The sequence below is a fragment of the Mesorhizobium sp. CO1-1-8 genome (genome assembly GCF_020164875.1).
In the GTDB taxonomy this organism is placed as follows: Bacteria; Pseudomonadota; Alphaproteobacteria; order Rhizobiales; family Rhizobiaceae; genus Mesorhizobium.
On record NZ_JAIUGZ010000026.1, the window covers coordinates 42298 to 65637 of the forward strand.

Consider the following 23340-nt stretch of genomic DNA (forward strand, 5'->3'; position numbering starts at 1 on the left):
TCTCACTCCTCCTCATATGCATCCCGAAAATCAGCGCCGATTTCGCCAAGGAAGCTTTTCTCGGCGCTCTCGGCGATTTCACGATGGCGTTTTTGGTAAAGCTCCCACAGCTTCGCGCTGCGCCCGCCTGCAAGGAGGTTGCCGAGCGCCGAATTCGACTTCAGCTCCTGCTCGATCGCCGTCGGCTCAAAACGGTCGACCATACGTCGCAAAGCGGCCTGTACGCCGCGCCAGGCGCGCACGTGGTGTTGCGCGAGATCGCGAACCGCGTCGGCGATTGCCGCTTCGCCGGCGAGAAATCCGGGGCTGCGCTCGGCGATAAGCGTGATGATAGCGTCGTCGACCGTCGGCAGGAACTTGAGCGGATTGACTTCGGACGCCCCGACCATGGTCTGGGCGACGCGGGCGTTGCCCTTTTCCTCGGCCCGCTTGCGAAGAAGCTGCATCAGGCCTTCCATCATCAGGCGGTATTCGCGGCCGAACTTCTCCATTTCCGCGACGCTGTCGCGCCCGGGGAAATCGGCTTCCTCGACACCCATGCCGCGCAGGAATGCGGAGCGAAGCGCCATGTCCCCCAGTTGCGCCGCTGCCGGCAGGCGGGCAGGTTTTGCGGCAGCGCCCGTCCGCGCTGCGGCGTCTGCCGCCTGCACAGGCAGATTCGAGCGATTGGCGGATTGCGGTCGTGAGGCGATGCGCTCATGCTGTCCGTTCGAGCCGACGCCGTTTGCCGAACTTGGAGCGGCCGCTGGTCCGAAACCAAAGTCATCATTGAATTCGAACGGCTTTCCGGCGGCGGGTTCAGTTGGGCGGTTAAGAGAGGGCACAGGGTCGATGCTGAACGGATCCGCGAAGCTTGCCGCACTGCCAGTTTCGGGATGAGGATCAACGCCCGTCGAACCAGGCGTCGAAACCGGATCGAGGCTGAACGGGTCATCGAAAGCAGGCGAGCTGCGCTGACTGGAAGCAGCACGCTCGAACGCGCCAGCAACCGGCTGCTCGAACGGGTTGGGCAGATCGGCCGGTCGTGGCCGTCGCGGCTCTTCCTCGACCTTGGCGGAAAAGAAGTCGTCACCGCCAAGGCTTATCGGCCCCCGCGATGCCTGGGGTAGGCGTTCGGGAACCAGCTGGCTGGCTGCTGCCGGTGCCTGGGCGGTTGGCGTCTGCAGTTCGACATGGACGACATAGTCGCCAAGCCTCAACCGCATGCCGCTTTGAAGGCGCGTCGACTGGCCGGCACCGAGCGGGCTGTCGGAGTCGTTTATGTACAGTCCGCTGCTCGACGTGTCGGTGACGAAGTAGCCGTCTCGCCCGCCCGTGATCCTGCAATGGGCGCGGGAAACGAACATGTCAGGATCGTTGATCTGCCAGCCTGCGTCGGCGCTGCGGCCGATCACCAGCTCGCCTTCGTCCAGCCGGGTCTGCCGTACCGCCTGGGTGCGTGGCCCTTGCTCCAGCGTCAGCAGCAGGCTCATGCCGCGACCCCCGCCATTTCCGGCCGCCATCCGACAATTGTCCGCAGCCGCAGATCGTCAGCATCGCCCCTTTCGGCGGGCCGCGCAAGCCAGGCGGTTCGGCCGAGCTGGACCGCGCCGATACGCGGCGGCGGCACGGCTTCGCGCGCCAGCACGATGCGCAGGTCGACGTCGAGCGTCTCCCCGACCATGTCGCGAACGGCCTGCTTGAACAGTTTGAGGCGCGAACCTCCCGGCAGGAACGCCTTGAACTCGTCGAAGCCGAGAGGGCCGACGCGCAGCTCGATCCTGCTTTGGCGGTTGAACACGCGCGGGCCGATCGTCGCTCCCCGGCCTAGCCCCGTATAGGCTTTCGCGAGGCGCGTCTGCAGCCTGGTCGGAATGGTTATCCAGGCGGCGATGAATTCCTTGATTTGAACCGGCACCCTGAAGGCTTCCGCCAGGAACAGAGTCAGCCGTTCCGGACCATCGATCTGACTGGCGAGCGAAGCGGCTTGCCGAAGCTTGACAGTGTCGAGATCAGGATTCTGGGTTCCGGGAAGCCCGATACCCGCCATCGCTTCAAGCATGGCGCGAACGCGACCGCCGACCGCGCGCTCGACCTGGACCGCCGGATGCGCATCCGCCCAGGCGCGGTAGTAGAGAGCGATCATGCGGTGCTGAAGGATGTTGACGAAGTCCACGAAGGTGGTGTCGCTGGTCTGCTGTGAATCGGCGCCGGCGAACCAGCGCTGCGACAGGCGGTCGAGCACCCAGCGCGTCAGATGCAGCGGCATTGGCCCCTCGGGTCCCAACAGACCGAGATTTGCAACCGTGACCCGGGCCGGTGCCTTGTCGCTGGCCTCGCGAAATTGCACCAGGTCCCGCGCGGAAAAGGCCAGCCGCACATGCTGGCCGAGCCTTGCCGGCTCGCGGTCGGGGCGTCCGGAATGGCCGAACAGGCGGCTCCGCTGTTCGAGACGGCGCAGCAGTTCAAAAAAGTCGAATCCTTCAGACAGACCTTCGGCCCGGTCCGGGCCAGCCTTGTCCAGATCAGGCGTCTTGTCTAGATCAGGTAGCGATTGCCGGGCGTCATCGGCCATGGCACATCCTCCTGCTTCTGCAGCAGCCGCGTGCGGGTTCGCACGAAGCCGTTTATTCCGGCATGACGGGCAAACAGCCGCGCCAGCAAGGCCGACAGCAGCAAGGTGCTTTGCCCGGCCAGCACCGACTGATCGACATGCAGCGTCACTTCAGTGCCACGTCCGAAGCACATCGGCCCGTCGATCTGCAGTCGCTCGATGACCGACCGCGAGTCGATGCGCACGATCGAATGCACGTTGCGGGCAAGGCTTGGATCGCCCCGGTCGGCATAAAGATCGAGCAGCGCATGCAGCGGATCAACGCCGCGGCCGTCCTTGGCAAGGCTCAAGAAATTGAGCGCCAGCTGCGCCACCAGTCGCCAGGCGAGATCGTCGGCTCGGGATTCACCATCGGCTCCGGCGGGCAGTGCCGCGGGGATGGCCGGCTGCGGTGGACGCAACGCGCCGAGCAGCCGGACGGATTCGACCGGATCACCGGCCTCCAGCGTCAAGGTCGGATTGTCGTCGAGGATCGGCAGGTCGCGGTTGGTGCAAAGCGCCATGATGTCGAGACGCTTCAACGGGCGGTTCGCGGGGTTTCCAAGCGGCCGCGATACGGCCAGGAAAACGTCGTCCCCGGTGTATGAGGTGCGGGTCAGGCCGTCACGCCGTTCATCCTCCGTTGCCCGGCGTGGACGCCGCTCCGTCGAATATACCCAGCCGCTGCCGCGGTTCTGCCCGAGGCTGAACAGCTCCGGTATCTCGGCCTCGCTGCCTTCACTGTCGGCATCCTCGACGCGCAGGACCCGATAGATCTCGAAGTCGCGCGCCCGCGTGCGGTCGGCGTGCAGCACCTGCCGCGTCTTGCGCTGATCGAGCTCGACGACGTTGCACTCACGCTCGAACAGATTGATGATCGGCGTCGCGAAAAGTTCGAAATCCGCCGGCGTCAGGTCGGCGAGTTCAGGCACCGGGCGGCGGAACAGGAAGATGATCTCCAGTCCGGCCTCGCATTTGCGCACCACCTGTTGCAGTCCCATGACCCGCGCATAGTGAAAGCGCTCCGGCATGACGAAATATTCGCGCAGCAGGCGGTACCCTTCGAATGTCGGACGGGTGCGCGGCATCAGGGCCTCGTCGTCGCTGATGCCGACCATTTCGGGTGCCGGCAAGGGCGACAGCCGGTTGGTCTTGCCTTCCGGTCGTGCGCCAATGGTCACGCAAGCGCCGAAAATGGCGTCGAACAGAAGCGGCGCCTTGGTGCGTCCAGCAAAATAGAGGTCGAGCCGGTCGAGCGCCAATTCGTCGAGTTTGCCTTTTCCGGTCCGCGTCAGCGCGAGGCGCAGCGCCGCCTCGCCGGCGATGCCACCAATCGCTCCGATGCCGGCCGCCGCCAGCGCGCTGCGGTCCTGAAAATAGCTGACCGAAGTGATCGCTATCGGCCATAAGGTCATGTCCTGTGCGGTCGAGAACGTGCAGCGCGTTGACAGGCCGGGTTGCAGGCTGGAGACTAGCCGCGTGTTGCGCTTGACGACGTGGCCGGCCGGCATGATCTGCACCTGCTGTCCGGGTTTCAGCACCGCCATTGCCGTTGCCGGCGCCGGCGTGACGAGATCGGGATAGAGGACATCGAGCACGCTGCGCGAAAATCGCGAGCGCTCGGCGTCGACCTTTAGTCGGGTACGCGCGGCGAGGAAGGCGACACCGTCCAGCAGCCGTTCGACATAAGGATCCGGGCAGGGCACCGTATCGAGGGAGAGGTTGCGCGCCACTGCCGGATGCATGTCGGCGAATTCCGCCGCAAGGCCGCGGATATGGGTCAGTTCCTCCTCGTAGTATTCGATGAAGACCCGGTCCATCTCAGGCGTCCCTAATTTCGGTCCGCGCCAAGCCGTTGTCGAGATTGATCGTGGTGCGCAGGCGCATGCGTTCCGGTATGGGCGTCATGATCAGCACGGCGTCTATCTCGATCTTCAGGCCCACGGTCTTGTCGCCCAGGGTGACGCTAACCTTCGTCGCGCTTTCCTTGAGCCGGGGCTCAAAGGTGGCGAGCACCGAGCGGATTTCGCGCGCCAGCACGTCGCGGTCGAAGTCGCGGGACGACCTGCCCGAGAAGGAAGGCACGCCGTAATTGACCACGCTTCGTCGCACCTCCGGAAAATCGGCGAGCGACGGCGGATTGTCCGCCATCTGCTCGTTTTCCAGGTCGGAAAGCAGCGGCGTGGCCTCGAAGCGCTCGGTGTTGAACAGCGCCTCGATGTCCCGCCGCACTGCTTCCCGCAGCACGCGTGCCGACACCACCACGCCACGGCTTTCGATCTCGACGCGGTGCTGGGTCTGAAAGGCCAGGCGATGCAGACGTCGTTTCTGATCGGGCGTCAGTTCCGCATCCGCATCGATGGTCCGCGCACTGCCGCCAACGAGGGTATCGAGACGGTCCGCGCCAAGCTCGTCCAGCAGGACATGGCGCAGCCCGTCTATCTCCGAGGTCAAGCCCGGCAGGTCGTTGACGAGGCGATCCCACAGCGACGGCTGGACCGCCTCGCTTTTCGCCCGCAGGCTGCCCGCGATCTGCTGCTTGCCCGCGCCGGGCCGCCGAACCTCACTTGCCGACATAGACATCCATTTCGGCTTCGTCATTGCCGTCATAGACGAACTTGATCTTCTTGTAGGCGAAGCTGACCTCTTCCTGGATCAGGTCTTCCTCATCCTCTGCCTGCGACATGTCGTATTCCATGATCGAGGCGTCGGTGAGTGTCACGACCAGATAATCCTTGGTCTCGCCATCGATGGTCCGGCGTGCGGAGAACACCACTTCATCAAGCGCCTTGTTCTCGAACAGGGCCTTTTTCAGATAGGGCGAGGATTTGTCGTAGTGCTTGATGAACTTGATCATGCCCATGGATACGCGCCCACGGCGTGACAGCGAATTTGGATCATAAGGTGCGACCATCTTGTAGTCGACGCCATGGATTTCGATCTCGTCATCGTGGCCGTCGCGGGTGCTGGGCCCTTTGATATCGGGAACCTTCAGAAAACCATCAATCTTGACTGGCATTGTCTTTCTCCACCGCTTTCAAACAAAACAAGGTCTGGTTGCTGCAAATCAGGTCTTCACGGACGGCAGTTCCGATACCAGCCGCAGCGAGGCGTTGATGCCTTCCAACTGGTAATGCGGGCGCAGATAGAAGCGGGCGTTGTAATAACCCGGCCGTCCTTCCACGCTGTCCACCTGGACTTCGGCTGCGGCAAGCGGGCGCTTGGCCCGCGCCTTGTCGTCGGCAAAGGCGGGGTTTGCCAGCACGTAGCGGTTGATCCACTCGGTCAGCCAAATCTGCATGTCGGAGCGCTCCTTGAACGAGCCGACCTTGTCGCGCGCAATCGCCTTGAGGTAGTGCGCGAAGCGCGAGACCGGAAAGAGATAGGGCAGGTTGGCGCTCAGCCTTTCGTTCGACTGCGCGTCGGGGTCGACCAGCCGGCCGGCTCGCGTCTCGTCGTCCTGCAGCGAATGGGCGCCGATGAAGGCGGCCAGATCGGTATTCTTTCGATGCAGGATCGGCATCAGGCCGAGCTTGGCCAGTTCGGCCTCGCGCCGATCGTCGATGGCGACTTCGGTCGGACATTTCATCGCGATGGAGCCGTCGTCGGTCGGGAAGCTGTGCACCGGCAAATTGAGCACAGTGCCGCCATTCTCGACGCCGCGGATCTGCGTGCCCCAGCCGAAAAGCTTGTGGCTGCGGTTGATGTTGACGCCCATCGGGAAGGCGGCGTTCATCCAGACATATTTGTTGTGATCGCCTTCCACCTCTTCCTCGAAGGTGAAGCCCTTCACCGGAACGGTATCGGTGCCGTAGGGCAGCCTGGCGAGAACGCGGGGCATGGTCAGGCCGATATAGCGGGCGTCCTCGCTCTCGCGCAGCGACTGCCACGAGGCATAGGCCGGGTTGGAGACGATTTGCTGCAGGTCTTGCGGGTTCGGCAATTCCTGCCAGCTGTCCATGCGGAACAGGCGCGGCGAGGCGGCTGCGATAAACGGCGTGTGCGCCGAGGCGCAGATGCCGGAGATGTTGCGCAGCAGACCGACGTCGCGCGGGTGGTTGGAGAATTCATAGGCGCCGATCACACAGCCGATCGGCTCGCCACCCAGCATCGAATACTCGTCCGTATAGACCTTCTTGAAAATCGGGCTCTGGTCCCACATCTGACCTTCATAGTCTTCGAGCGTGTCGGCCAGCTGCTCCTTGGAGATGTTCATCACCCGGATCTTCAGCTTCTGATCCGTCTCGGTGTTGTTGACGAGATACCAGAGGCCGCGCCATGTGCCTTCCATCTCGCGCACTTCCGGCGCGTGCAGGATCTCGTTGACCTGTGTCGTCAGCATCTTGTCGATGCCCGCGATCAGCGACTTGATCGACTTGATCGCATTGGACGAGATGGTCGTGGTGTCGGAACGCGATTGCGCCGCGAGCGCGAGATTGCGCACGAGTTGCTGCAACTTCTCGCTGTCGTCCTTCTTGACCTTGAAGTCCTTCTCGAGGAGCCCGCTGAATTCGTCGAGGTTTATGGCTTCGGCCTCGGCGGTGACGGCGGCGGTCTTTTGCTGTTCGGCCATGGTCTACTCCCCTGCCTTGTCGTCGTCGGCCAGTGCCTGGCTGGCGATCTTGCCAAGCAGCGGCTCGTTGTTCAGCAACTGCGCGATGCGTTTCTCGGCGTCGACGCGGCCGTCCATGAAGCCGAGCAGTTCCTCGAGTTGGCGGCGCATCTTGAGGATCTCGGCCAGTTGCGGCACCTGCTCGGCGACCTTGTCGGGAGCGAAATCACCCATCTTGGTGAAGGTGAGATCGAGCGCCAGTTCCTCGTCGCGCTCCTGGCCTTCGGCTTGCGGCAGCGTGTTCTTCACCCGGGCTTTGACGCGGGGCCCGAGCGCTTCCATGAATTTGGGGAAGCGGTTCGCGTCGGTCTCGACGAAGGACCGGTCCAGCACCGATTTTGACGCTTCCTTGGTCTGCGAAGCGCCGGAAAGGTCGGCCATCACGGCCATGACAAACGGCAATTCGATCGTCGTCGGGCTACCGTAGGTTTCCACGTCGTAGGCGATCTGCACCCGTGGCGCGCGATTTCGTTCGATGACCTTCGCTTTGCTTTCGGCTGGCATGTCTGTTACCTTTCATCCTTCTGAGCCGCCTTCTTGACATCGGGAACGCCGGCAAGGAGCCGGAATTCCTTCAGCCCAGACGGGGCGAGATCTTCCATCAGTTCAACGAAATCCATGTGCACCATGCGGCGCACACGCCGCGCCAGATGCGGTATAGGGCTCGACGGTTCGGTGCGGTCATAGAAGGCGACGACCAGGTCGAGGCACTTCACCACGTCGTCGCGCGAGGAGATCCGGTCGGGAAGCCCCGTGCTCGAGTCCGTGTAGCTTGCCGCACTTGCCATAGTCTCGGCTCCATGACCGTTTCGAGCAGGCGTTGCTGGTTCTGCCGGAATGGGCGGCTTGGCCGCGCCATTCGCCACCGCACCCGCTGCCGAATTCCGTTCGAGGGTCGTCAGCAAACGCTGCAGAAACCGCTTTAAGTCCGGGACCGGAGCGCCGCCGCCTTCGAGGCGGGCGCTCAGCGCGGCTTCGACCGCGTCAAGGGCCGCGATCGCCGCCCGCGCGTCGGCGACCAACGCGACCATCTCTGAACCGGCCTGATCGATCTGTGCCGCACATCCGGCGCGCACCCGGTTCAATAATTGCCCGTGCGTACTCACCAGTGCGGTCTTTTCCGCCATGTTCAATCCCGAGGCGGCTTCCTGGAGCATGACACGGTCGTCGAGCGCGCTTTGTTCCAGGTCGCGTCCGCTGATTGGCCCGATCGCGCGTGGCGCAAAGAAAATCATTTGCCGCAGGTTCGCCAACAGCCCGTCCTGACCATTCTGCAGGTCGAGCAGCGCGTTGATCCGGCGCAAGGCGGCATCGCGAGGCAAAGCGTTGGGCCGCATGGCCGGATGCATGGTTTCCCAATGCTGATCGAAGGTCTGCGCAATGAGGGTCAGACCCTGCGCCAGCCCGGCCAGTCCGTCTTCATTGGCCAGCGCACGCGTTACGATGACCAGCAGGCGCAGGTCCCGGCCATGCGCGCGCAAGTCCGCCGCCTTTTCCAGCACCACGGACCAGTCGACCGGAATGGTGCTTTGCGAAGTGGGCTTGTTGTTGCCGTCGTGGACGACCTTGACCTCGGGCTCGGTCAGGCGCTCTAGCTCATGGAAAGCCGGGTCGTTGCGCAAATCCTCCCCTGACGGATTTTCACCGTCGAGCGGAGTAAGCCAGAGTGCGACATCAATCACACCAACCCCCAACGTCCGACCCTCGAACCGTACGTGACCTAACGTTATCACACCGTTGCACTTTACCACAATTCGACGACTGCTTAAAAATTAACAGAAGCTAAATGCCGCCGCCTCTTGAGCGCGATTGCCGAACCCTGAATGTGAAATGCATTGCATGAAACCGGCAATTCCATGGTTATTTGCCGCCGGTGGTGCGGGACTTTGCACAAACGGAAGGTAGCGGCTGAACCGCGTATCGAGGCCCCGTCCATCACACGTTTTGTCAAGTGATGGCTTATGTGGCAGTTTATCGGCTGGCAGATCGCAGGAGCACGGTTCGATGGAACAGCGCCGGTCATCGCAGACCTTCAAACGCAAGGAGTTGGTGGGCAAGCTAAATCCTGTGGGTGTCCGAGCCTTCAAGGCTGCTGCCGACAGTGCCAAGCTGCGCGGCAATCCTTACGTCGAGCTCGTACACTTCATCGAGCAGCTGGTGCTTTCCGACCGTTCGGATGTGCAGATGATCATCTCCGATGCCGGCGTGGACGCGAGCAGGCTTACGGCCGATATGCCCCGCGCTGTCGACAAGCTGCCTTATGGGGCCACATCGATCGAGGAGTTCTCCGACCATATCTTTCATGCCATTCAGGAAGCCTGGAACCTCGCGACGTTGGAGTTCGGCGTTGAAGAAGTCCGCAGCGGCCATATAATCCTTGCCTGCCTGAAGACACCGGTTCTGGAAGGCCTGCTGTCTAAGATTAGCGGCGAGTTCGACAAGATCGACGCCGACGCGGTCATCGCGCGGTTCGCCGATGTCGTAGAGGGCTCACTCGAAGCCGGTGCTTCGACCACGGTCTCCACCGCGGAGGCGCCGAAGCGGGCTCCGGGCGGCGATTCGGCGCTGGCGAAATACGCCACCGACCTCACCCGGCGCGCCCGCGACGGCAAGATCGATCCGGTCGTCGGCCGCGATCCGGAGATCCGGCAGATCGTCGATATCCTGATGCGGCGCCGGCAGAACAACCCGATCCTGACCGGCGAGGCCGGGGTCGGCAAGACCGCGGTCGTCGAGGGCTTTGCCTTGCGTGTCGCCGCGGACGACGTGCCCCCCACACTGCAAGGGGTCAGTGTGCGCATGCTCGATGTCGGATTGATGCAGGCGGGTGCCAGCGTGAAGGGCGAGTTCGAAAAGCGGCTGAAGGCCGTCATCGATGAGGTACAGTCTTCCGAAACCCCGGTCATCCTGTTCATCGATGAGGCCCACACCTTGATCGGCGCAGGCGGCGCTGCTGGAACCGGCGATGCGGCCAATCTCTTGAAGCCGGCGCTGGCGCGCGGCGAACTGCGTACGATCGCGGCAACGACCTGGGCCGAATACAAGCAGCACATCGAGAAAGACCCAGCCCTGACCCGCCGTTTCCAGGTGGTCAAGATCGACGAGCCTTCGGAGGCGGTGGCCGTTCTCATGTTGCGCGGCGTCGCCGGCGTTCTGGAGCAGCACCACAAGGTGCAGATACTGGATGAGGCGATCGAGGCGGCGGTCAGCTTGTCGCATCGCTACATCCCGGCGCGCCAACTGCCTGACAAGGCGGTGAGCCTTCTCGACACCGCTTGCGCCCGTGTCGCCATATCGCAGCACGCCACGCCAGCCGAGGTCGAGGACATCATGCGTCGCCGCCAGGCGCTGGAGGTCGAGCGCGGCATCATCGGCCGCGAGGCCGCGATCGGCATTGAGGTGACCGATCGGCAGGCGCGCGTCGAGACCGGGCTTGCCGAAAGCGAGGTCACTCTGGCCGCGGCGCAGCAGCGTTGGGATCGTGAAAAGGCGTTGGTTGCCGAGATCCTCGAATTGCGCGCCAGGCTGCGCGGCGAGGGCGTGCCGCTCGATGTGGCGACGGACGCAGAGGCCGATACCGAAACGGCAGTGGCGGACGCAGAAAAGACCAAGGTACCAAAGGCTGAGCCACCCAAGACTGAGCCCAAGGCCGAAACGACGAAGACCCACGCGGCCAAAGCCAAGGTCGAGGTGCCAGTGGTTGCCGATCCTGCGCCGTCATTTCCGGCGGCCGACCTTGCGCGTCTGCGCGAACTCATGCCTGAGCTTGCCGCCGCTCAGGGCGAGACACCGCTGATCCTGCCGTCCGTCGATCGAAATGCGGTGGCGACCGTGGTCCAGGACTGGACTGGTATCCCGACGGGACGGATGCTGTCCAGCCAGACCGAAAAGGCGCTCAAGCTCGCCACCACGCTTTCGGAGCGGGTCGTCGGCCAGGATCACGCCATGGAGATGATCGCCAAACGCGTGCAGACCAGCCGCGCCGGGCTTGGCGCGCCGGAAAAGCCGGTGGGCATCTTCCTGCTCTGCGGCCCCTCTGGCGTCGGCAAGACCGAAACCGCATTGGCGCTGGCCGAAACGCTTTATGGCGGCGAGCAGAACCTGATCTCGATCAACATGTCCGAGTTCCAGGAGGCGCATACGGTCTCGACGCTCAAAGGCGCGCCGCCTGGTTATGTCGGCTACGGGAAGGGCGGCATCCTGACCGAAGCGGTGCGCAGAAAACCCTATTCGGTGATCCTGCTCGACGAGGTCGAGAAGGCGCATCCGGATGTGCACGAAATCTTCTTCCAGGTCTTTGACAAGGGGATGATGGACGACAGCGAGGGCCGGCGGATCGACTTCAAGAACACGCTGATCCTGCTCACCTCGAATGTCGGCTCGGAAGTCATCATGGACCGCACCAGGAATGGCACGCTGCGGGCCGGGCTCGATGATCTGGACACCGCCTTGCGCGGCCCGTTGCTGAAGGTCTTCCCGGCGGCCTTTCTCGGCCGGGTGGTGACCATTCCTTACTATCCGCTCTCGGATTCGATGATCGAAGCGATCACCCGTCATCAGTTCGCCAAGATCGCCCGCCGGCTGCGTGCAACCAACGATGCGGAATTGGTGATCGGCGATGGTGTCATGGATCTGGTCAAGGCCCGTTGCATCGAGATCGAATCCGGCGGGCGGATGATCGATGCCATCCTGACAAACACGCTGCTGCCGGAATTGAGCCGCGGCGTGCTGAACCGCTCGCTCGAGGGTGAAAAGATGACAAAGGTAACCGTCGGCGTCTCCAAGGAGGGCTTCACCTATTCCTTCGAGTAGGGAATGTTGATGACGGTTGCTTCGGCTTCTTCGTGCATAGGCAAGCTGAGCCGACTAGTGATGCCAACCGCTGGAAGATACCGAGGACATCGCCGAGCAAGGTGCTACCTACGATGCCCGCAACCGGGAGAGGGCTTTTACTGTCCGCACGCTTTCTTTCCTCGATCTAGACAAACAGGTGACGAGCGATGGCGCAACCTGGAGCTGCCCTCGGCAAACCGGACACCGCTGGCACAAATCGGATTTGATCGAGAAGTCAGTGAAGGCGGTGGACCAGCGCCGGCAGAGCCTCGTCGACATGGGCCATGCCACGCGCCTCAACGACGGACGTATCCGGGCGTCAAAGGATCTGCTGCAGCGACTCGAACAGGCCGAAGTCGCCCGCGTCGGCCGTATGACGGTGGCCGAGCGCGGGCTGAGCTTTATAAGGGCTTAGACTGGTGAGCTTGTCAGCGGCCGGCTGGTCGGGGCGGCAAATCTCGCCTCCGGCCGTTTTGCCATGATTGACGACGGTGTCGGCTTCCAGCTCGGGCCTTGGCAACCAGCGCTCGAAAAGCGCATCGGCCAGCACATTTGAGCGCTGCTGCCTTCCGGGTCGGTCAGAAACGCATCGTAAGCGGCATGAGCAAGCCCTTTCCTATCCGAAGACGACATTACGTCTTCCAACAAAGCGAACGGCAACTTCGCGCCTCATCTCGGATGTTCGGCAAATTTTACCTTCGCTCGAAAGCGGACGGTCTGCCGAAGATAACATGAGTGCGTTGCTCGACGATGGGCTGATCCAGCAATGACCCCGCATGTCAGATTCCTGCAATATGGGACGTTGTCATGTCGATGACCATCGCCGTTGTCTTACTGCTCACATGCACTCAAATGCAGCGATAAGTCTCTCGGGTAGTGTCTCGAGGCACTACCGTTTCTCGGACCGACTGGATCCTATAAAGGCCGGCCTTTTTGAAGCCGGAGAGGAAGAGCTCGAAGGATAGCGGGTCTGCGAAGGGAAGGTGGGCAAGGTAGCCAAGTGAGAGGTCCGGTTGCCGCCGCAGTGTGGCCTCGACTGCGACATACGCGTTTTCCATCTCGCCCAGATGTGCGTAGGCCGCCGCGAGAAAGGAATGGATGAAGAACTGGTCGCCGGCCTTCCGATAAGCGTCGATGGCCTCGGCATATCGGCCAAGCAGGAAGAGCGCGCTGCCCTTCACCTCCCAGAACCAGACCGGGGGCAATGGGTCGAGCAGTATGGCCCTTTCGAGGACCGCCAAGGACTGCTGAGGCTGGCCGCCGTAGTTGAGCCAGCTTGCATAATCTCCGGCAATGTTAACGTCGTGCGGATGAGCGTACGGGCCTGCTGGAAATGCAATCCGGCATCCCCATGCTTGCGCATATGTACGAGCACGAGGCCCATGCTCTGGTTGCAGATGCCGTCATTCCGGTGGAGCAGGAGCGCCGTGCGCGCAGACTGCAAGGCACTTTGCAGCGTACGGGAATCGCGGTCGTACCAGAATCGCGCAACCAGGCACTGCGCCAGATACGCATGACCTTGAGCAAAAGCCGGATCGAGTTCGGCGCTCCGGGCCAACATGGATTCGCCCTTGTCCATTTCATACTGATGGTAGTGCGCGCGACCCTGCAAGTAGTATTCGTAGGCGGCCCAATCGGCCGGCGGGGTTCGCCGCGAGCGGCTAGTCGCATCTGCCTCGGCGGCGCCTTTGACAGTTGAAGCTACGAGAGCCGCCACCTCCTCCTGAACCGAAAAGATGTCTTCGAGCGCCCGGTCGTAGCGTTGAGCCCACAAATGGAAGCCGCTGCGCCGTCGATCAGTTGCGCCGTGATCCGGATGCGGTCCGGGGCGCCCCCACTGGTAATGCGCGACCCGCTCCTCCTCTTGAAAGATGATGACCGGACCATGTCCGATCCGCTAGACAGCCCCCCCATTCTAGCTCATCCTGACGCAACGTAACCTAAGGCTATCGGAGCGTTCGATGCCGGCCCTGCGCGTCATGACCTTTAACGTCCAAATGTTGCCTCTCGCCGCGATGATCGTACTCGGCGCGAGCGACGACGCCGTGGAGCGGGCGGACCGCGTTGTCGACGCGATCTTGTCTCTACCCGCCGACGAGCAGCCGGACGTCATCGCCTTCAACGAGGTGTTCCACGAGGATGCGAGAGACAGGCTTATCGACCGGCTGACCGGCTATCCCAACCGCATCGAGAAGGTGGACAATAGCTTCGACGTCGAAGATGCCGGCATCATGCTGTTCAGCAAGTACGAATTCCTGCAATTGCCGCGCGGGGACAATTTCTACACCCGCATCTACGATGACAGCGCTGGCGACGACTCTCATGCGGCGAAGGCGGTCTGCATAGTCCAGTTCAACTACCCGACCGACAATGTCACGCTCGCCTTCACTCACCTGCAGGCCTCTTACGTGAACGACACGGAGCATTCGGACGTCCGCTCCCGACAGATCGATTCCGTCTTCGGCGCGATCGGCACGGCTCTTCAGGAGTTCGACGCCAGAAACTGGCGCAACATCATCTTCATGGGCGACCTCAACATCCGCGGCGATCTGGCCGCCGGCACGACGGAGTGGCGTGACGTGTTCGAACTCGGAACGCTCGGCTCCACCTTCGTCGATGGCTGGCGGGAATGGATGCACGCGCCAGGGGAAGCTGGAGCCGACCCCGGGTTGACGAATATCGACTTCGAGCAGAGCATTATGCGGCGGCTCGACTATCAATGCTTCATCCGGTCAGCATCGTCCGAGATCGTCGCTCACCACATGCAGGTCAGGCTGCGCGATCAGAGCGACCATTTTGCCCTAGAATCCTATGTCTGCCGCCGTTTCCCGCATTGCACACCGTCGGACGCCATCCTTCTTTCCAACGCCCCCTATCTTGGCGCGGGATCGCCCGCCAAGTCGGTTAGGGTCCGTTTCGAGGATTTGGACGGATATCAATGGATATATGTCGACAAGCCGGGCACCTACACGATCCACTCCTCGGTCGCGCTTTCGCTCTCGCTCTATCTGGACGACGACTTCACCCACGCGATCCAGCCTGCGGATACGCTCGACATTACTCATGTGCCTGCGGGCCTCGGCAGCTACATCATCCGCCATCAGTTGGGGCGGGAGGGGAAAACCTTCGCCATGCGGCGACCTTTCTTCGCCGCTGTGCGCAACCGTTCGAACGGGCCGCCGATGGGCGAGCTGACGATCTTTCGTCACACCGGAGATACGCCCGAGCGCGCAATCTGGCTTTCGCCTCACACCGAGGTTGGTGCCGGGTTCCCGCAGGACCAGCCCTTGGGGACGACCGATCTCTGCTGGTTCCGCGCATTTCTGCCGAAGACCTTCGCGGGGGCAAGTCGGGCGGAAACATTCCTCGTCCGGAAGCCTGGGAATTTCTGGTCTGAACTCGTGATCCTCGATGATGCGCAGCAGAGCCTCGACTCCGTTTCGGGCACCGACAGTCAGATCCAGCTCGATTATTCCACGCAGGGGGGCGAGTATGTCTATCTCACCCTTGCCCGCGAGAATTACGACGAGGACGAGTTCTCGATCCGCCTGCAGACGCCGGTCAACTACATCGCCTTCGATCAGCCATCAGGTTTCTACATCAAAGAGGAGTCCGGCATTGGCATCCTCGGCGCCGATGAAATCTCGCTCACTATCACAGTCGACGGACAGTCGCTCTTCACGGGCTACTGGGATGACGCTGACACGGGCGAACGCTGGCCGGGATTTTCCGAAGCGATGAAGAATAGATTGCAATCTTCCATGCCGGGCGCGATCCGTCTGCCCTTCATTTACGACATCACGCTCGCCTACCGCGAAGACGACTTCACTGCGTCCGGATCGATGGTCGAGATCGTGCCGCCACTGCAGCCGGGCGAGCCTGATTTCGTTCCTCGGATCATCTCGTTGCCCATGCCCGATGCATTCGACGACGCCGAGTACCGGTTCTATTGCACGCTCAGCCGATATCCCGATTGATGGCGTTGCAGCCGGCGCGACAACCGAAACACCACGCTCGTCGCCAGTGCAGAACGAGCGCAATAAAGGCCAGCACTTCTTCGTCATTCTAGGGCGGAGCGGGGCGCAGGTCGTCGGCGGTAGCGGTGTCCGGTGAGCGCCCGAGGACCGCCGCCAGGCGCCCGATGTCGCGGGGGTAGTTGCGCTCGCGTCTCGCGTGCGAAACGCCGCATGCTCATGTCGCCGATCAGCCGCTGCGCAGCGAGCTGACGGGTGCTTCGACGATCATGGCGCTCGCTGGCTCGCTCCCGATCTAGATCCGGTACGGAGCCGGGCTTAGAAACGTGGGCGACGAGTAGAACCAATGCACAATTACGATAAGATGTTTCCATTTCCGGTTTTCGAGGTCCAATGTCTGAAGTGGACTGGCTTAGTCATCTCCTGCAAATCATCACCGTTACCGGCCAGCTCGAGGTCCGCTGTGCCTACGGCGCGCCGTGGCGCCTTGCCTGGAGCAAGGCTGCCGCGAACGAAATTCCCTACCACGTCATAGTTAAGGGCCGGGCCATTTTCGAGGATCCGGAGTCCAAAACGGCGCGGGAGCTGGTGAGCGGCGATATTGTGCTGCTGCCTCACGGCGCGGCGCATGTATTGCACGACGGTAGCGGGCAAACACCAATCCGGACCCACGAAAGCGTGGGCTCTGCCGGATGGATGCTGAGCGAGAACGACGGCCAGGGCGAGCAACTGGATTTGCTGTGTGGGCGATTTTCTATCGCGCCGCCCCATGATCGGCTGATCCGCAACTACCTGCCCACAAATCTGGTGGCGCGGGCAATGGGCGGCCATACGGAAGAAGACATCGGCTCCGCCTCCAACCAACTGGCCAGTCTGGTGAGGCTGATGCGAATGGAGTCCGCCGGTGACAGAGCCGGAGGGCGGGCCATTCTCAACGCGCTTTCTTCGGCCCTGTTCACACTGGTCCTGCGCGCGGCGAGCCAATCCGGGAAAGCGCCCGAAGGCTTGTTGGCCTTGGCCGGCAATCCACGACTTGCTCCAGCCATTTCTGCGATGTTCGCCGATGCGGCACGGCCTTGGAAACTGCCCGAGCTGGCCGATTTGTGCGGCATGTCGCGCGCTACGTTCATGCGCCAGTTTCAGGACAAGTTGGGCCGCTCTGCCCTAGACTTCTTGACTGATCTGCGCATGAGTTTGGCCGCCAACGAGCTTAGGAAACCGGCGATTAGCACGGAAGCTGTGGCCGAGACCGTTGGATATCAATCCGTTTCGGCATTCCGGCATGTCTTCACCGAAAGGATAGGGATGACGCCGGGGGAGTGGCGGCGACTGGCGCACAAGCACGAGTAAGGCGCGCGGTCTAAGACCCGGAAGGCACAGTTTGATCCTTTTGCGCATCATATTGAGCTAATCAAGCCTCGAAATTATCACCCCTGCCCGTAAATTAGGCTCCGTAAACACTTGATAAGGGAGCCATCCAATGAACTGTATCAGCCTCGCCACCACCGAGCCCGCAACCCGCGTAGCCGCCGAAATCTTCGGGGAGAACGGGACGAGCGAATACGCTTACCCGACGAACGCCGTCATCGAAACCATCCTGAGCCGCAGTGCCGCCAAGTACTACGACCCTAATGCCACGCTGAGCGACGACCAGATCCGCGACCTTGTGCGGATCGGCACGTCGGCGCCAACCTCCTTCCACCTGCAGAACTGGCGCTTCATCGCCGTACGCTCGCCAGAAGCCAAAGCACGGCTGCGTCCGATCGCCTGGAACCAGCCCGCGATCACCGACGCGGCCGCGACCTTCATCGTCATCGGCAAGCTGGCCGATGCCAGCACCATCCCCGACCGTCTGGCGCCGGTGGTGGAAGCGGGCATCATGCCGGCGCATCTGGTGCCGGAATGGGAAATCCCCGCTCGCGGGCTGTATGACGATCAACCCCAGCGGCAGCGCGACGAGGCAGTACGCTCCGCGACCTTTGGCACCGCGGCGATTATCTACGCCGGCCGTTCGTTGGGCCTGGGTTCGACGCCGATGATCGGTTTCGACTCCGAGGCGGTGCACCGCGAGTTCGGCCTGGCCGAAGACGAAGTGCCGGTCATGCTGTTGACCGTTGGGCCGGAGCGAGCTGGCAACTGGCCGCAGAAGCCCCGTATGCCGGTGGCTGATGTCCTGGACTTTGCATAATCACTAGTCAACTCAGGATGTTATGGAGACTATGATGGCAAGAACTGCCGCTCTGAAGCCGGAACAGGTGCCGGCCGAATCCAAACCGACTCTCGATGCGTTCACCAGGAACATCGGGTTCACCCCAAATATGATGGCAGCCTTCGCGCAGAGCCCGATCGCGTTCAACTCCTGGGCCATCCTGCTCGGATCCCTGAGCAAAACGCTCGACGTGAAGACGCGAGACAGCATCGGCCTCGCCGTTTCCGAAGTGAACGGCTGCAATTACTGCCTGACGGTTCACAGCTTTACCGCCGAACATATGGCCAAGCTGCCGGCTGATGACATCATTCTGGCCCGAAAGGGTCATGCCAAGGACCCGAAGCGAGACGGGGCCCTCCAGTTTGCGCGCAAAGTCATCGAGACCCGAGGGCATATCAGTGACGCCGATCTGAAAGCTGTCCGCGAGGTTGGCTACACCGATGCGAACATCATCGAGATCGTCGCGCTTGTGGCCATGTACTCGCTGACGAACTTCTTCAACAACGTGTTCGATCACGAGAAGGACTTTCCCGCCGTCGCGCCGGCCGGCTCGATCTGAGCTCGGTTTCTGTCTCTCGTGAAGCCATAGGAACAATCACATGAATATCCTCCATATTGATGTTAGTCCGCGACAAGAATCGCATAGCCGCCAGCTTTCGGCGGCGATCGTCGAAAGGCTCCTCGAGGTTGCGCCCGGGGCGAGCATTACTCGGCGCGATTTGGGCGCCGATCCGTTGCCCCACACCTTGGCCGACTACTCCATTGCGTTGTCGACGCCGGCCACGTTGGCGGCACCACCGAAGGGCGCTCTGGATCGTTCCGAAGCACTTATTCAGGAAGTCGAAGCGGCCGATGTGATTGTCATCGGAACGCCCATGCACAACTTCACCATTCCCTCGGTCCTCAAAGCATGGATCGACCAGATCCTGCGCGTCGGTCGCACGATGAAGTCGACGCCTGCCGGGAAGGTGGGAATGCTTCGAGACCGTCCGGTGTTTATCGGCGTCGCTTCCGGTGGCGTCTTTTCCGGCGAGCGAGCCAACCAACCCGATTTTCTCACGCCGTATCTGACGCTGGCATTTGGCTCCATTGGACTAAAGACCCTGCAATTCCTCCCCCTACAGGCCACTGCGTTCCTCGACCAGGACAAAGCCGAATTGGCGAGGGAGAAGGCCTCGGCGGCGATCGATCTGACGGCCGTGCGAGAGCTTCAGGGCCTCGATACTTGGCCCGCAGTACTCGCAAGGACCGGCAGATCGTATCGCGATGTCCGCCCTGCTCTTGGGAGCGTCGCGCTAGCAGTTTTCTGAGGGCGCGCTGCAAGCTCCGCAAGCCCGCATCATAACCCTCCGGCCTCCGGCGGACCGTGAACACGAGGTCTTTCTGATGATTTTACCTGCTAATAAGCTCTCCCGAATCGGCGAAAGGATCACCGACAAATCAGCACCACCCGATGACGGCGCCGTCCGCGAATGGATCGGACCAGAAGCGTTCGAGCACTGGACTGAGCTGCGGAAGTGGATCGATGAATCCTACCCTGGGGTTTTTACGCCGGACTGGCTCTACGGTGGCAAGAACCGCGGTTGGTCCTTGCGCTACAAAAAAACGAAGGCGTTCACCACATTGGTGCCGGAATACCGACGATTTTCGGCTGTGGTGGTCATGGGTGGTGCAGAACGAGAGAAGTTTGAGGCGCGGCGTTATGTCTGGCGTCCGCAATTAGTCAAGCTCTACGATGAAGCCAAAACATACATCGAGGGAAAATGGCTGACGATTGCCATCTCATCGGGATGATCTGGATGAAGTGACGGAGCTTCTGACTATGAAGCGCCCGCCAGGTGTCTCGTCGATCACGCAGCAATTCGACATCAAGGTCTTCGCGGAAGGCGTCGAGCCGATAGATCGAAAGACCTTCCACGTCTGCAATTTATCTCGAACCAACAATCACTGAGGAGACATTCCCATGAAAGCGATCGTAGTGACGGACCAGGCTGCAGGAACGGCCGGGATGAAGCTGGTGGAGCGGCCCGAGCCACAGGCGGCAATAAACGACGTCGTCGTACAGGTTCATGCAGCGGGATTCGTCAACACCGAACTGGAATGGCCTTCGACCTGGGCTGATCGAGCCTTCGGTGCCCGGAAGCCGTCGATCCTCGGCCATGAGCTGGCCGGAGTGGTCACTGCACTGGGTTATGGCACGACGGGGCTGTCGGTCGGGCAGCGGGTGTTCGGCCTTGCGGATTGGCATCGCGACGGCACGCTCGCGGAGTATGTAGCCATGGAGGCACGCAACCTCGCGCCGCTGCCGGGCGATGTCGACTTTACAGTGGGCGCGAGCGTGCCGATCTCGGGCCTGACCGCGTGGCAGGGCCTGTTCCACCATGGCCGCCTTCAGGCGGGGCAGAGCGTGCTTGCGCATGGCGCGGCGGGTGCCGTCGGTTCGGTCGTGACGCAGCTTGCGCGAGAAGCTGGCGCCTATGTCATCGGCACCGGACGCGCCGCTGACCGCCAGAAGGCGCTCGACTTCGGCGCAAACGAATTCGTCGACCTGGGGAACGACACCCTGGAAGACGTCGGCGCAGTAGATCTGGTGTTTGATGTCATCGGCGGCGATATCCAGAAACGGTCCGCAACGCTGGTCCGGGCGGGAGGAACGCTTGTGACCGTCGTCGGACCAACGGATGTTCGGCCTGCAGATGGCCGGACGGTTGACTTCGTCGTCGAGGCTGATCGAGCCCAGCTTTTTGAGATAGTTCAGCGGATCCGGGATGGACGACTGCGGACGAATATCGGCAAGGTCTCGAGCCTCGACGACGCTGTTGCGACCTTCAACTCGACCGACCGCCTCGTTGGAAAGACGGTTATCCGCGTCCGTCCGTGAGGACTCTTGGGGAGAGAGGGCGGTTCCTCTCTCCCCGATGCGAGGCAGGCAACGAGGAGATGCGAAGCAGAAGGCGCTTTCACCCTCCCATGCGAGCGCAGCGGGTGGGCTTATTCGACGTTCCGGGCGCGGCTGTGAATCAGCACAGCACTGTGATCCCCTTGGATTCCCGGGAATCCGGTGACTTACTCGCGCCGATCGGCGCCGGGACCCGATGCCGATTAACTGAAGGCCCTGTTCCGCCCGGTCGGTGAGGGCCAACTATTCTGATCGGGCCCTTGTTGCGACCCGAGCCTCGCGCTGCGCCGTTGGCGGCTCGCCGAACTTTTGCCGGAAGGCGCGGGTGAAGGCGGCAGCGGACGCGTAGCCGCTGCGCCGTGCTACCTCTCGAACGCTGAGTCGGGACCGGGTTAGCAGAGCCTGTGCCCGCAGCAGGCGCCAATTCGTCAGATAGCCCAACGGACCGTCGCCGATCATCTCCTTGAAACGTTCGGCGAACTGCGTTCGCGACATCCCGACCTCCAGGGCAAGCGAGGCGACAGTCCAATTCTGCTCGCTGCGCCGATGGATCGTTTGAATCGCCTTGCCGATCTGCGGATCCTGGAATGCGGACAGAATCTGCCTCAACGCTGGCGACTGTTCACCACTGGCGCGGATCGTCTCGATAAAGATGATCTCTGACAGTCTGAGGATCGTCGCGATCGCGCCGGGCCCCTCCGAAAACACGCGGCGCACGATCAAGCGCAGCATTTCATCGAGCCAGGGATTCTTGGCGCGCGTGACCGGCGTAATCAGAAAGTATTCCGGGAACGCCTGAATCAGCGGATGGTCAGCCTTCTCGATGAAGTTGAAGTGCCCGCAGACCATTCGGGTGGTGGCGGAGGGGTCGCCCCCGCCACAAACCAGTACACCCTCCCCACTGTATCCGGCCTGCTCCAGGACGGTCTCGAGTGGCGGTGCGTCGCGGCCCGGCGCGTCTGCCAGGACGTGTGCCTGTCCGTACGGGATCATCAACATTTCGCCGGTGTTGAGGACGATGTCTGCGCCTGAGGCCAACCGGATATGACACCGTCCCTCGATCACGAGGTGAAAGCGTGCCGCGCGTGCGAAGGCTGGTACCGCGACGGCCCAAGGGGCTGAGAATTCCGTGCGGAAGTAAAAGCTTCCCCGGAGCGACAGCGTTTCGAAAATGTCGCTAAGAACGTCCATGGGCGCGCGGGCGCCTCCCTGCTCGTCTTCGTTCAAAGCGACATCTCGTCGCGCGTCTGTCAAGCGAAACAGGGTCGAATGATGCAGATCGTCCGAAAGACTATGCCTCTGGTTCCCGTCTATTGCGCCGATCTTGCCAGATCGTCCGGACCTCACTCATACCAGAGCGAGGCCGCAGCCAATAGTTGCGGGCGGGTGGATGCACTCTCCGCGTCGTAAGGATCCCGCTCGAACAACCAACAGTAGGAGTCACCGATGTCGTTCCGCTTCATCACCAAGTCTATCCACGCCTACCTGATCGATTATCCCGTCGCGATCGTCTTGATCGCAGCGCCGTTCGTGCTGAAGCTCGGCCAGAGCGGACCGGTCGCAACGTGGCTCTCGGTTATTGCCGGTGTCGCGGCGCTACTCTTGGCCGCGCTGACCGATCATCCCACCGGGCTCGTCCGCATCATTCCCTACCGGCTGCACCTTTGGGTCGATCGCGTCGTCGGGGTGGTGTTTGTCATCGCCCCGTTTGCCGTCAAATTCTCCGGGTTCGACGCTTGGTACTACTGGCTCCTCGCTGCCGCTGTCCTGCTCACGACGTCGGTCTTTAACGCGCCTGAGGAGCCAGTTAGGACGCGTTCGAGATTGAACAGGCGCACAGCGGGTTGAAGGCGGCGACGGCAGCGTCGAGGGTCAAGACATTGCCGATGTTCGTCCGTCAGAACTCGGGGAGGGCGAGCATTGGGTGTCCGCAATTGCTTCTTGCGGGCCGGAAGCCGCTATTCCGCTTTCGGCCCCAAAGCTGCCGGCCGGCAATGCGGCTCTAATCGCCCCTTCGCCTCCAACAGCTTGGTCCCAAAAGAAAACAACCTCCGTGTTTTCAGAGACTGATCACTGACTTTGACAGGCGCATCTTTCCAAGTAAATGCGGATACCTTCGATGTCGGGTAACGTTTCGTAGACTCGTCACTCCTAGGAGCGATTTTGCTCTGTTCCGGAGCTGCGTGAGTGACTTAGTGGCGGTCAATCGAGCTCGATCCAAGCTGGGGCATGGTCGCTTGG

At 61.9% G+C, this 23340-nt stretch carries 19 protein-coding genes and 2 pseudogenes; 11 read left to right on the plus strand and 10 right to left on the minus strand.

The features are described from left to right. Positions 1-2: 2 nt before the first annotated feature. The 8 genes from tagH to tssA are packed head-to-tail and all read right to left on the minus strand — an operon-like array spanning position 3 to position 8866. Positions 3-1472 carry a type VI secretion system-associated FHA domain protein TagH gene (tagH, locus tag LB558_RS31265; RefSeq protein WP_224701038.1) on the minus strand — a complete coding sequence of 490 codons (1470 nt, stop codon included), beginning with the start codon at positions 1470-1472 and terminating at the stop codon, positions 3-5. Further along, positions 1469-2554, minus strand: coding sequence for a type VI secretion system baseplate subunit TssG (gene tssG / locus LB558_RS31270; RefSeq protein ID WP_224701040.1), 1086 nt, complete (start codon positions 2552-2554; stop codon positions 1469-1471). Before tssG ends, tagH begins: the two co-directional genes overlap by 4 nt. Beyond that, on the minus strand, positions 2518-4392 hold the full coding sequence (tssF, locus tag LB558_RS31275) for a type VI secretion system baseplate subunit TssF (RefSeq protein ID WP_224701042.1): 1875 nt from the start codon (positions 4390-4392) through the stop codon (positions 2518-2520). Before tssF ends, tssG begins: the two co-directional genes overlap by 37 nt. A 1-nt stretch (position 4393) precedes the next feature. Beyond that, positions 4394-5149 carry a type VI secretion system baseplate subunit TssE gene (gene tssE / locus LB558_RS31280; protein ID WP_224701067.1) on the minus strand — a complete coding sequence of 252 codons (756 nt, stop codon included), beginning with the start codon at positions 5147-5149 and terminating at the stop codon, positions 4394-4396. Beyond that, a complete protein-coding gene (locus LB558_RS31285) occupies positions 5136-5591 on the minus strand; it encodes an Hcp family type VI secretion system effector (RefSeq protein ID WP_115143971.1) in 456 nt (151 codons plus the stop codon). The genes tssE and LB558_RS31285 overlap by 14 nt, the downstream gene beginning before the upstream one ends. Positions 5592-5639: 48 nt before the next feature. Then, a complete protein-coding gene (gene tssC, locus LB558_RS31290) occupies positions 5640-7145 on the minus strand; it encodes a type VI secretion system contractile sheath large subunit (protein ID WP_023767751.1) in 1506 nt (501 codons plus the stop codon). 3 nt (positions 7146-7148) lie between these two features. Continuing rightward, entirely contained in the window at positions 7149-7688 is a 540-nt protein-coding gene (gene tssB, locus LB558_RS31295) for a type VI secretion system contractile sheath small subunit (RefSeq protein WP_023767752.1), read from the minus strand. Between the two features lie 5 nt (positions 7689-7693). After that, a complete protein-coding gene (gene tssA, locus LB558_RS31300) occupies positions 7694-8866 on the minus strand; it encodes a type VI secretion system protein TssA (RefSeq protein WP_224701069.1) in 1173 nt (390 codons plus the stop codon). Between the two features lie 322 nt (positions 8867-9188). Here tssA and tssH point away from each other — a divergent pair, with 322 nt between their 5' ends. Further along, positions 9189-11996: a type VI secretion system ATPase TssH gene (gene tssH / locus LB558_RS31305; RefSeq protein WP_224701044.1), complete on the plus strand. Its 2808-nt coding sequence runs from the start codon at positions 9189-9191 to the stop codon at positions 11994-11996. Positions 11997-12084: 88 nt separating this feature from the next. Further along, a pseudogene (locus tag LB558_RS33275) lies at positions 12085-12573 on the plus strand (DUF3363 domain-containing protein). A 292-nt stretch (positions 12574-12865) separates the two neighbouring features. Here LB558_RS33275 and LB558_RS31315 read toward each other — a convergent pair. Then, positions 12866-13258: a hypothetical protein gene (locus LB558_RS31315; protein ID WP_224701045.1), complete on the minus strand. Its 393-nt coding sequence runs from the start codon at positions 13256-13258 to the stop codon at positions 12866-12868. Positions 13259-13350: 92 nt separating this feature from the next. Here LB558_RS31315 and LB558_RS31320 point away from each other — a divergent pair, with 92 nt between their 5' ends. From LB558_RS31320 to LB558_RS31355, 8 genes and pseudogenes are all read left to right on the plus strand, one after another. After that, complete coding sequence (locus LB558_RS31320; RefSeq protein WP_224701047.1) at positions 13351-13716, plus strand: hypothetical protein; 366 nt, start codon at positions 13351-13353, stop codon at positions 13714-13716. Between the two features lie 262 nt (positions 13717-13978). Further along, on the plus strand, positions 13979-15994 hold the full coding sequence (locus LB558_RS31325) for an endonuclease/exonuclease/phosphatase family protein (protein WP_224701049.1): 2016 nt from the start codon (positions 13979-13981) through the stop codon (positions 15992-15994). A 390-nt stretch (positions 15995-16384) separates the two neighbouring features. After that, on the plus strand, positions 16385-17341 hold the full coding sequence (locus LB558_RS31330; protein WP_224701051.1) for an AraC family transcriptional regulator: 957 nt from the start codon (positions 16385-16387) through the stop codon (positions 17339-17341). Between the two features lie 130 nt (positions 17342-17471). Beyond that, a complete protein-coding gene (locus LB558_RS31335) occupies positions 17472-18179 on the plus strand; it encodes a nitroreductase family protein (RefSeq protein ID WP_224701053.1) in 708 nt (235 codons plus the stop codon). A 34-nt stretch (positions 18180-18213) separates the two neighbouring features. Further along, complete coding sequence (locus LB558_RS31340; protein ID WP_224701055.1) at positions 18214-18759, plus strand: carboxymuconolactone decarboxylase family protein; 546 nt, start codon at positions 18214-18216, stop codon at positions 18757-18759. A 40-nt stretch (positions 18760-18799) separates the two neighbouring features. Continuing rightward, positions 18800-19510 carry an FMN-dependent NADH-azoreductase gene (locus tag LB558_RS31345; RefSeq protein WP_224701057.1) on the plus strand — a complete coding sequence of 237 codons (711 nt, stop codon included), beginning with the start codon at positions 18800-18802 and terminating at the stop codon, positions 19508-19510. Positions 19511-19586: 76 nt separating this feature from the next. After that, positions 19587-20037 (plus strand): annotated as a pseudogene (locus tag LB558_RS31350) (DUF3788 domain-containing protein); the annotation flags it as partial. A gap of 126 nt (positions 20038-20163) precedes the next feature. Then, entirely contained in the window at positions 20164-21081 is a 918-nt protein-coding gene (locus tag LB558_RS31355) for an NADP-dependent oxidoreductase (RefSeq protein ID WP_224701059.1), read from the plus strand. A 261-nt stretch (positions 21082-21342) separates the two neighbouring features. On the opposite strand, the gene LB558_RS31360 is transcribed toward LB558_RS31355, so the two are convergent. Next, positions 21343-22326, minus strand: a complete 984-nt coding sequence (locus LB558_RS31360; protein ID WP_224701060.1) for an AraC family transcriptional regulator — start codon at positions 22324-22326, stop codon at positions 21343-21345. A 219-nt stretch (positions 22327-22545) separates the two neighbouring features. Between LB558_RS31360 and LB558_RS31365 the strand changes: the two genes are divergently transcribed. Further along, positions 22546-22947, plus strand: a complete 402-nt coding sequence (locus tag LB558_RS31365) for a hypothetical protein (RefSeq protein WP_224701062.1) — start codon at positions 22546-22548, stop codon at positions 22945-22947. Positions 22948-23340 lie beyond the last annotated feature (393 nt).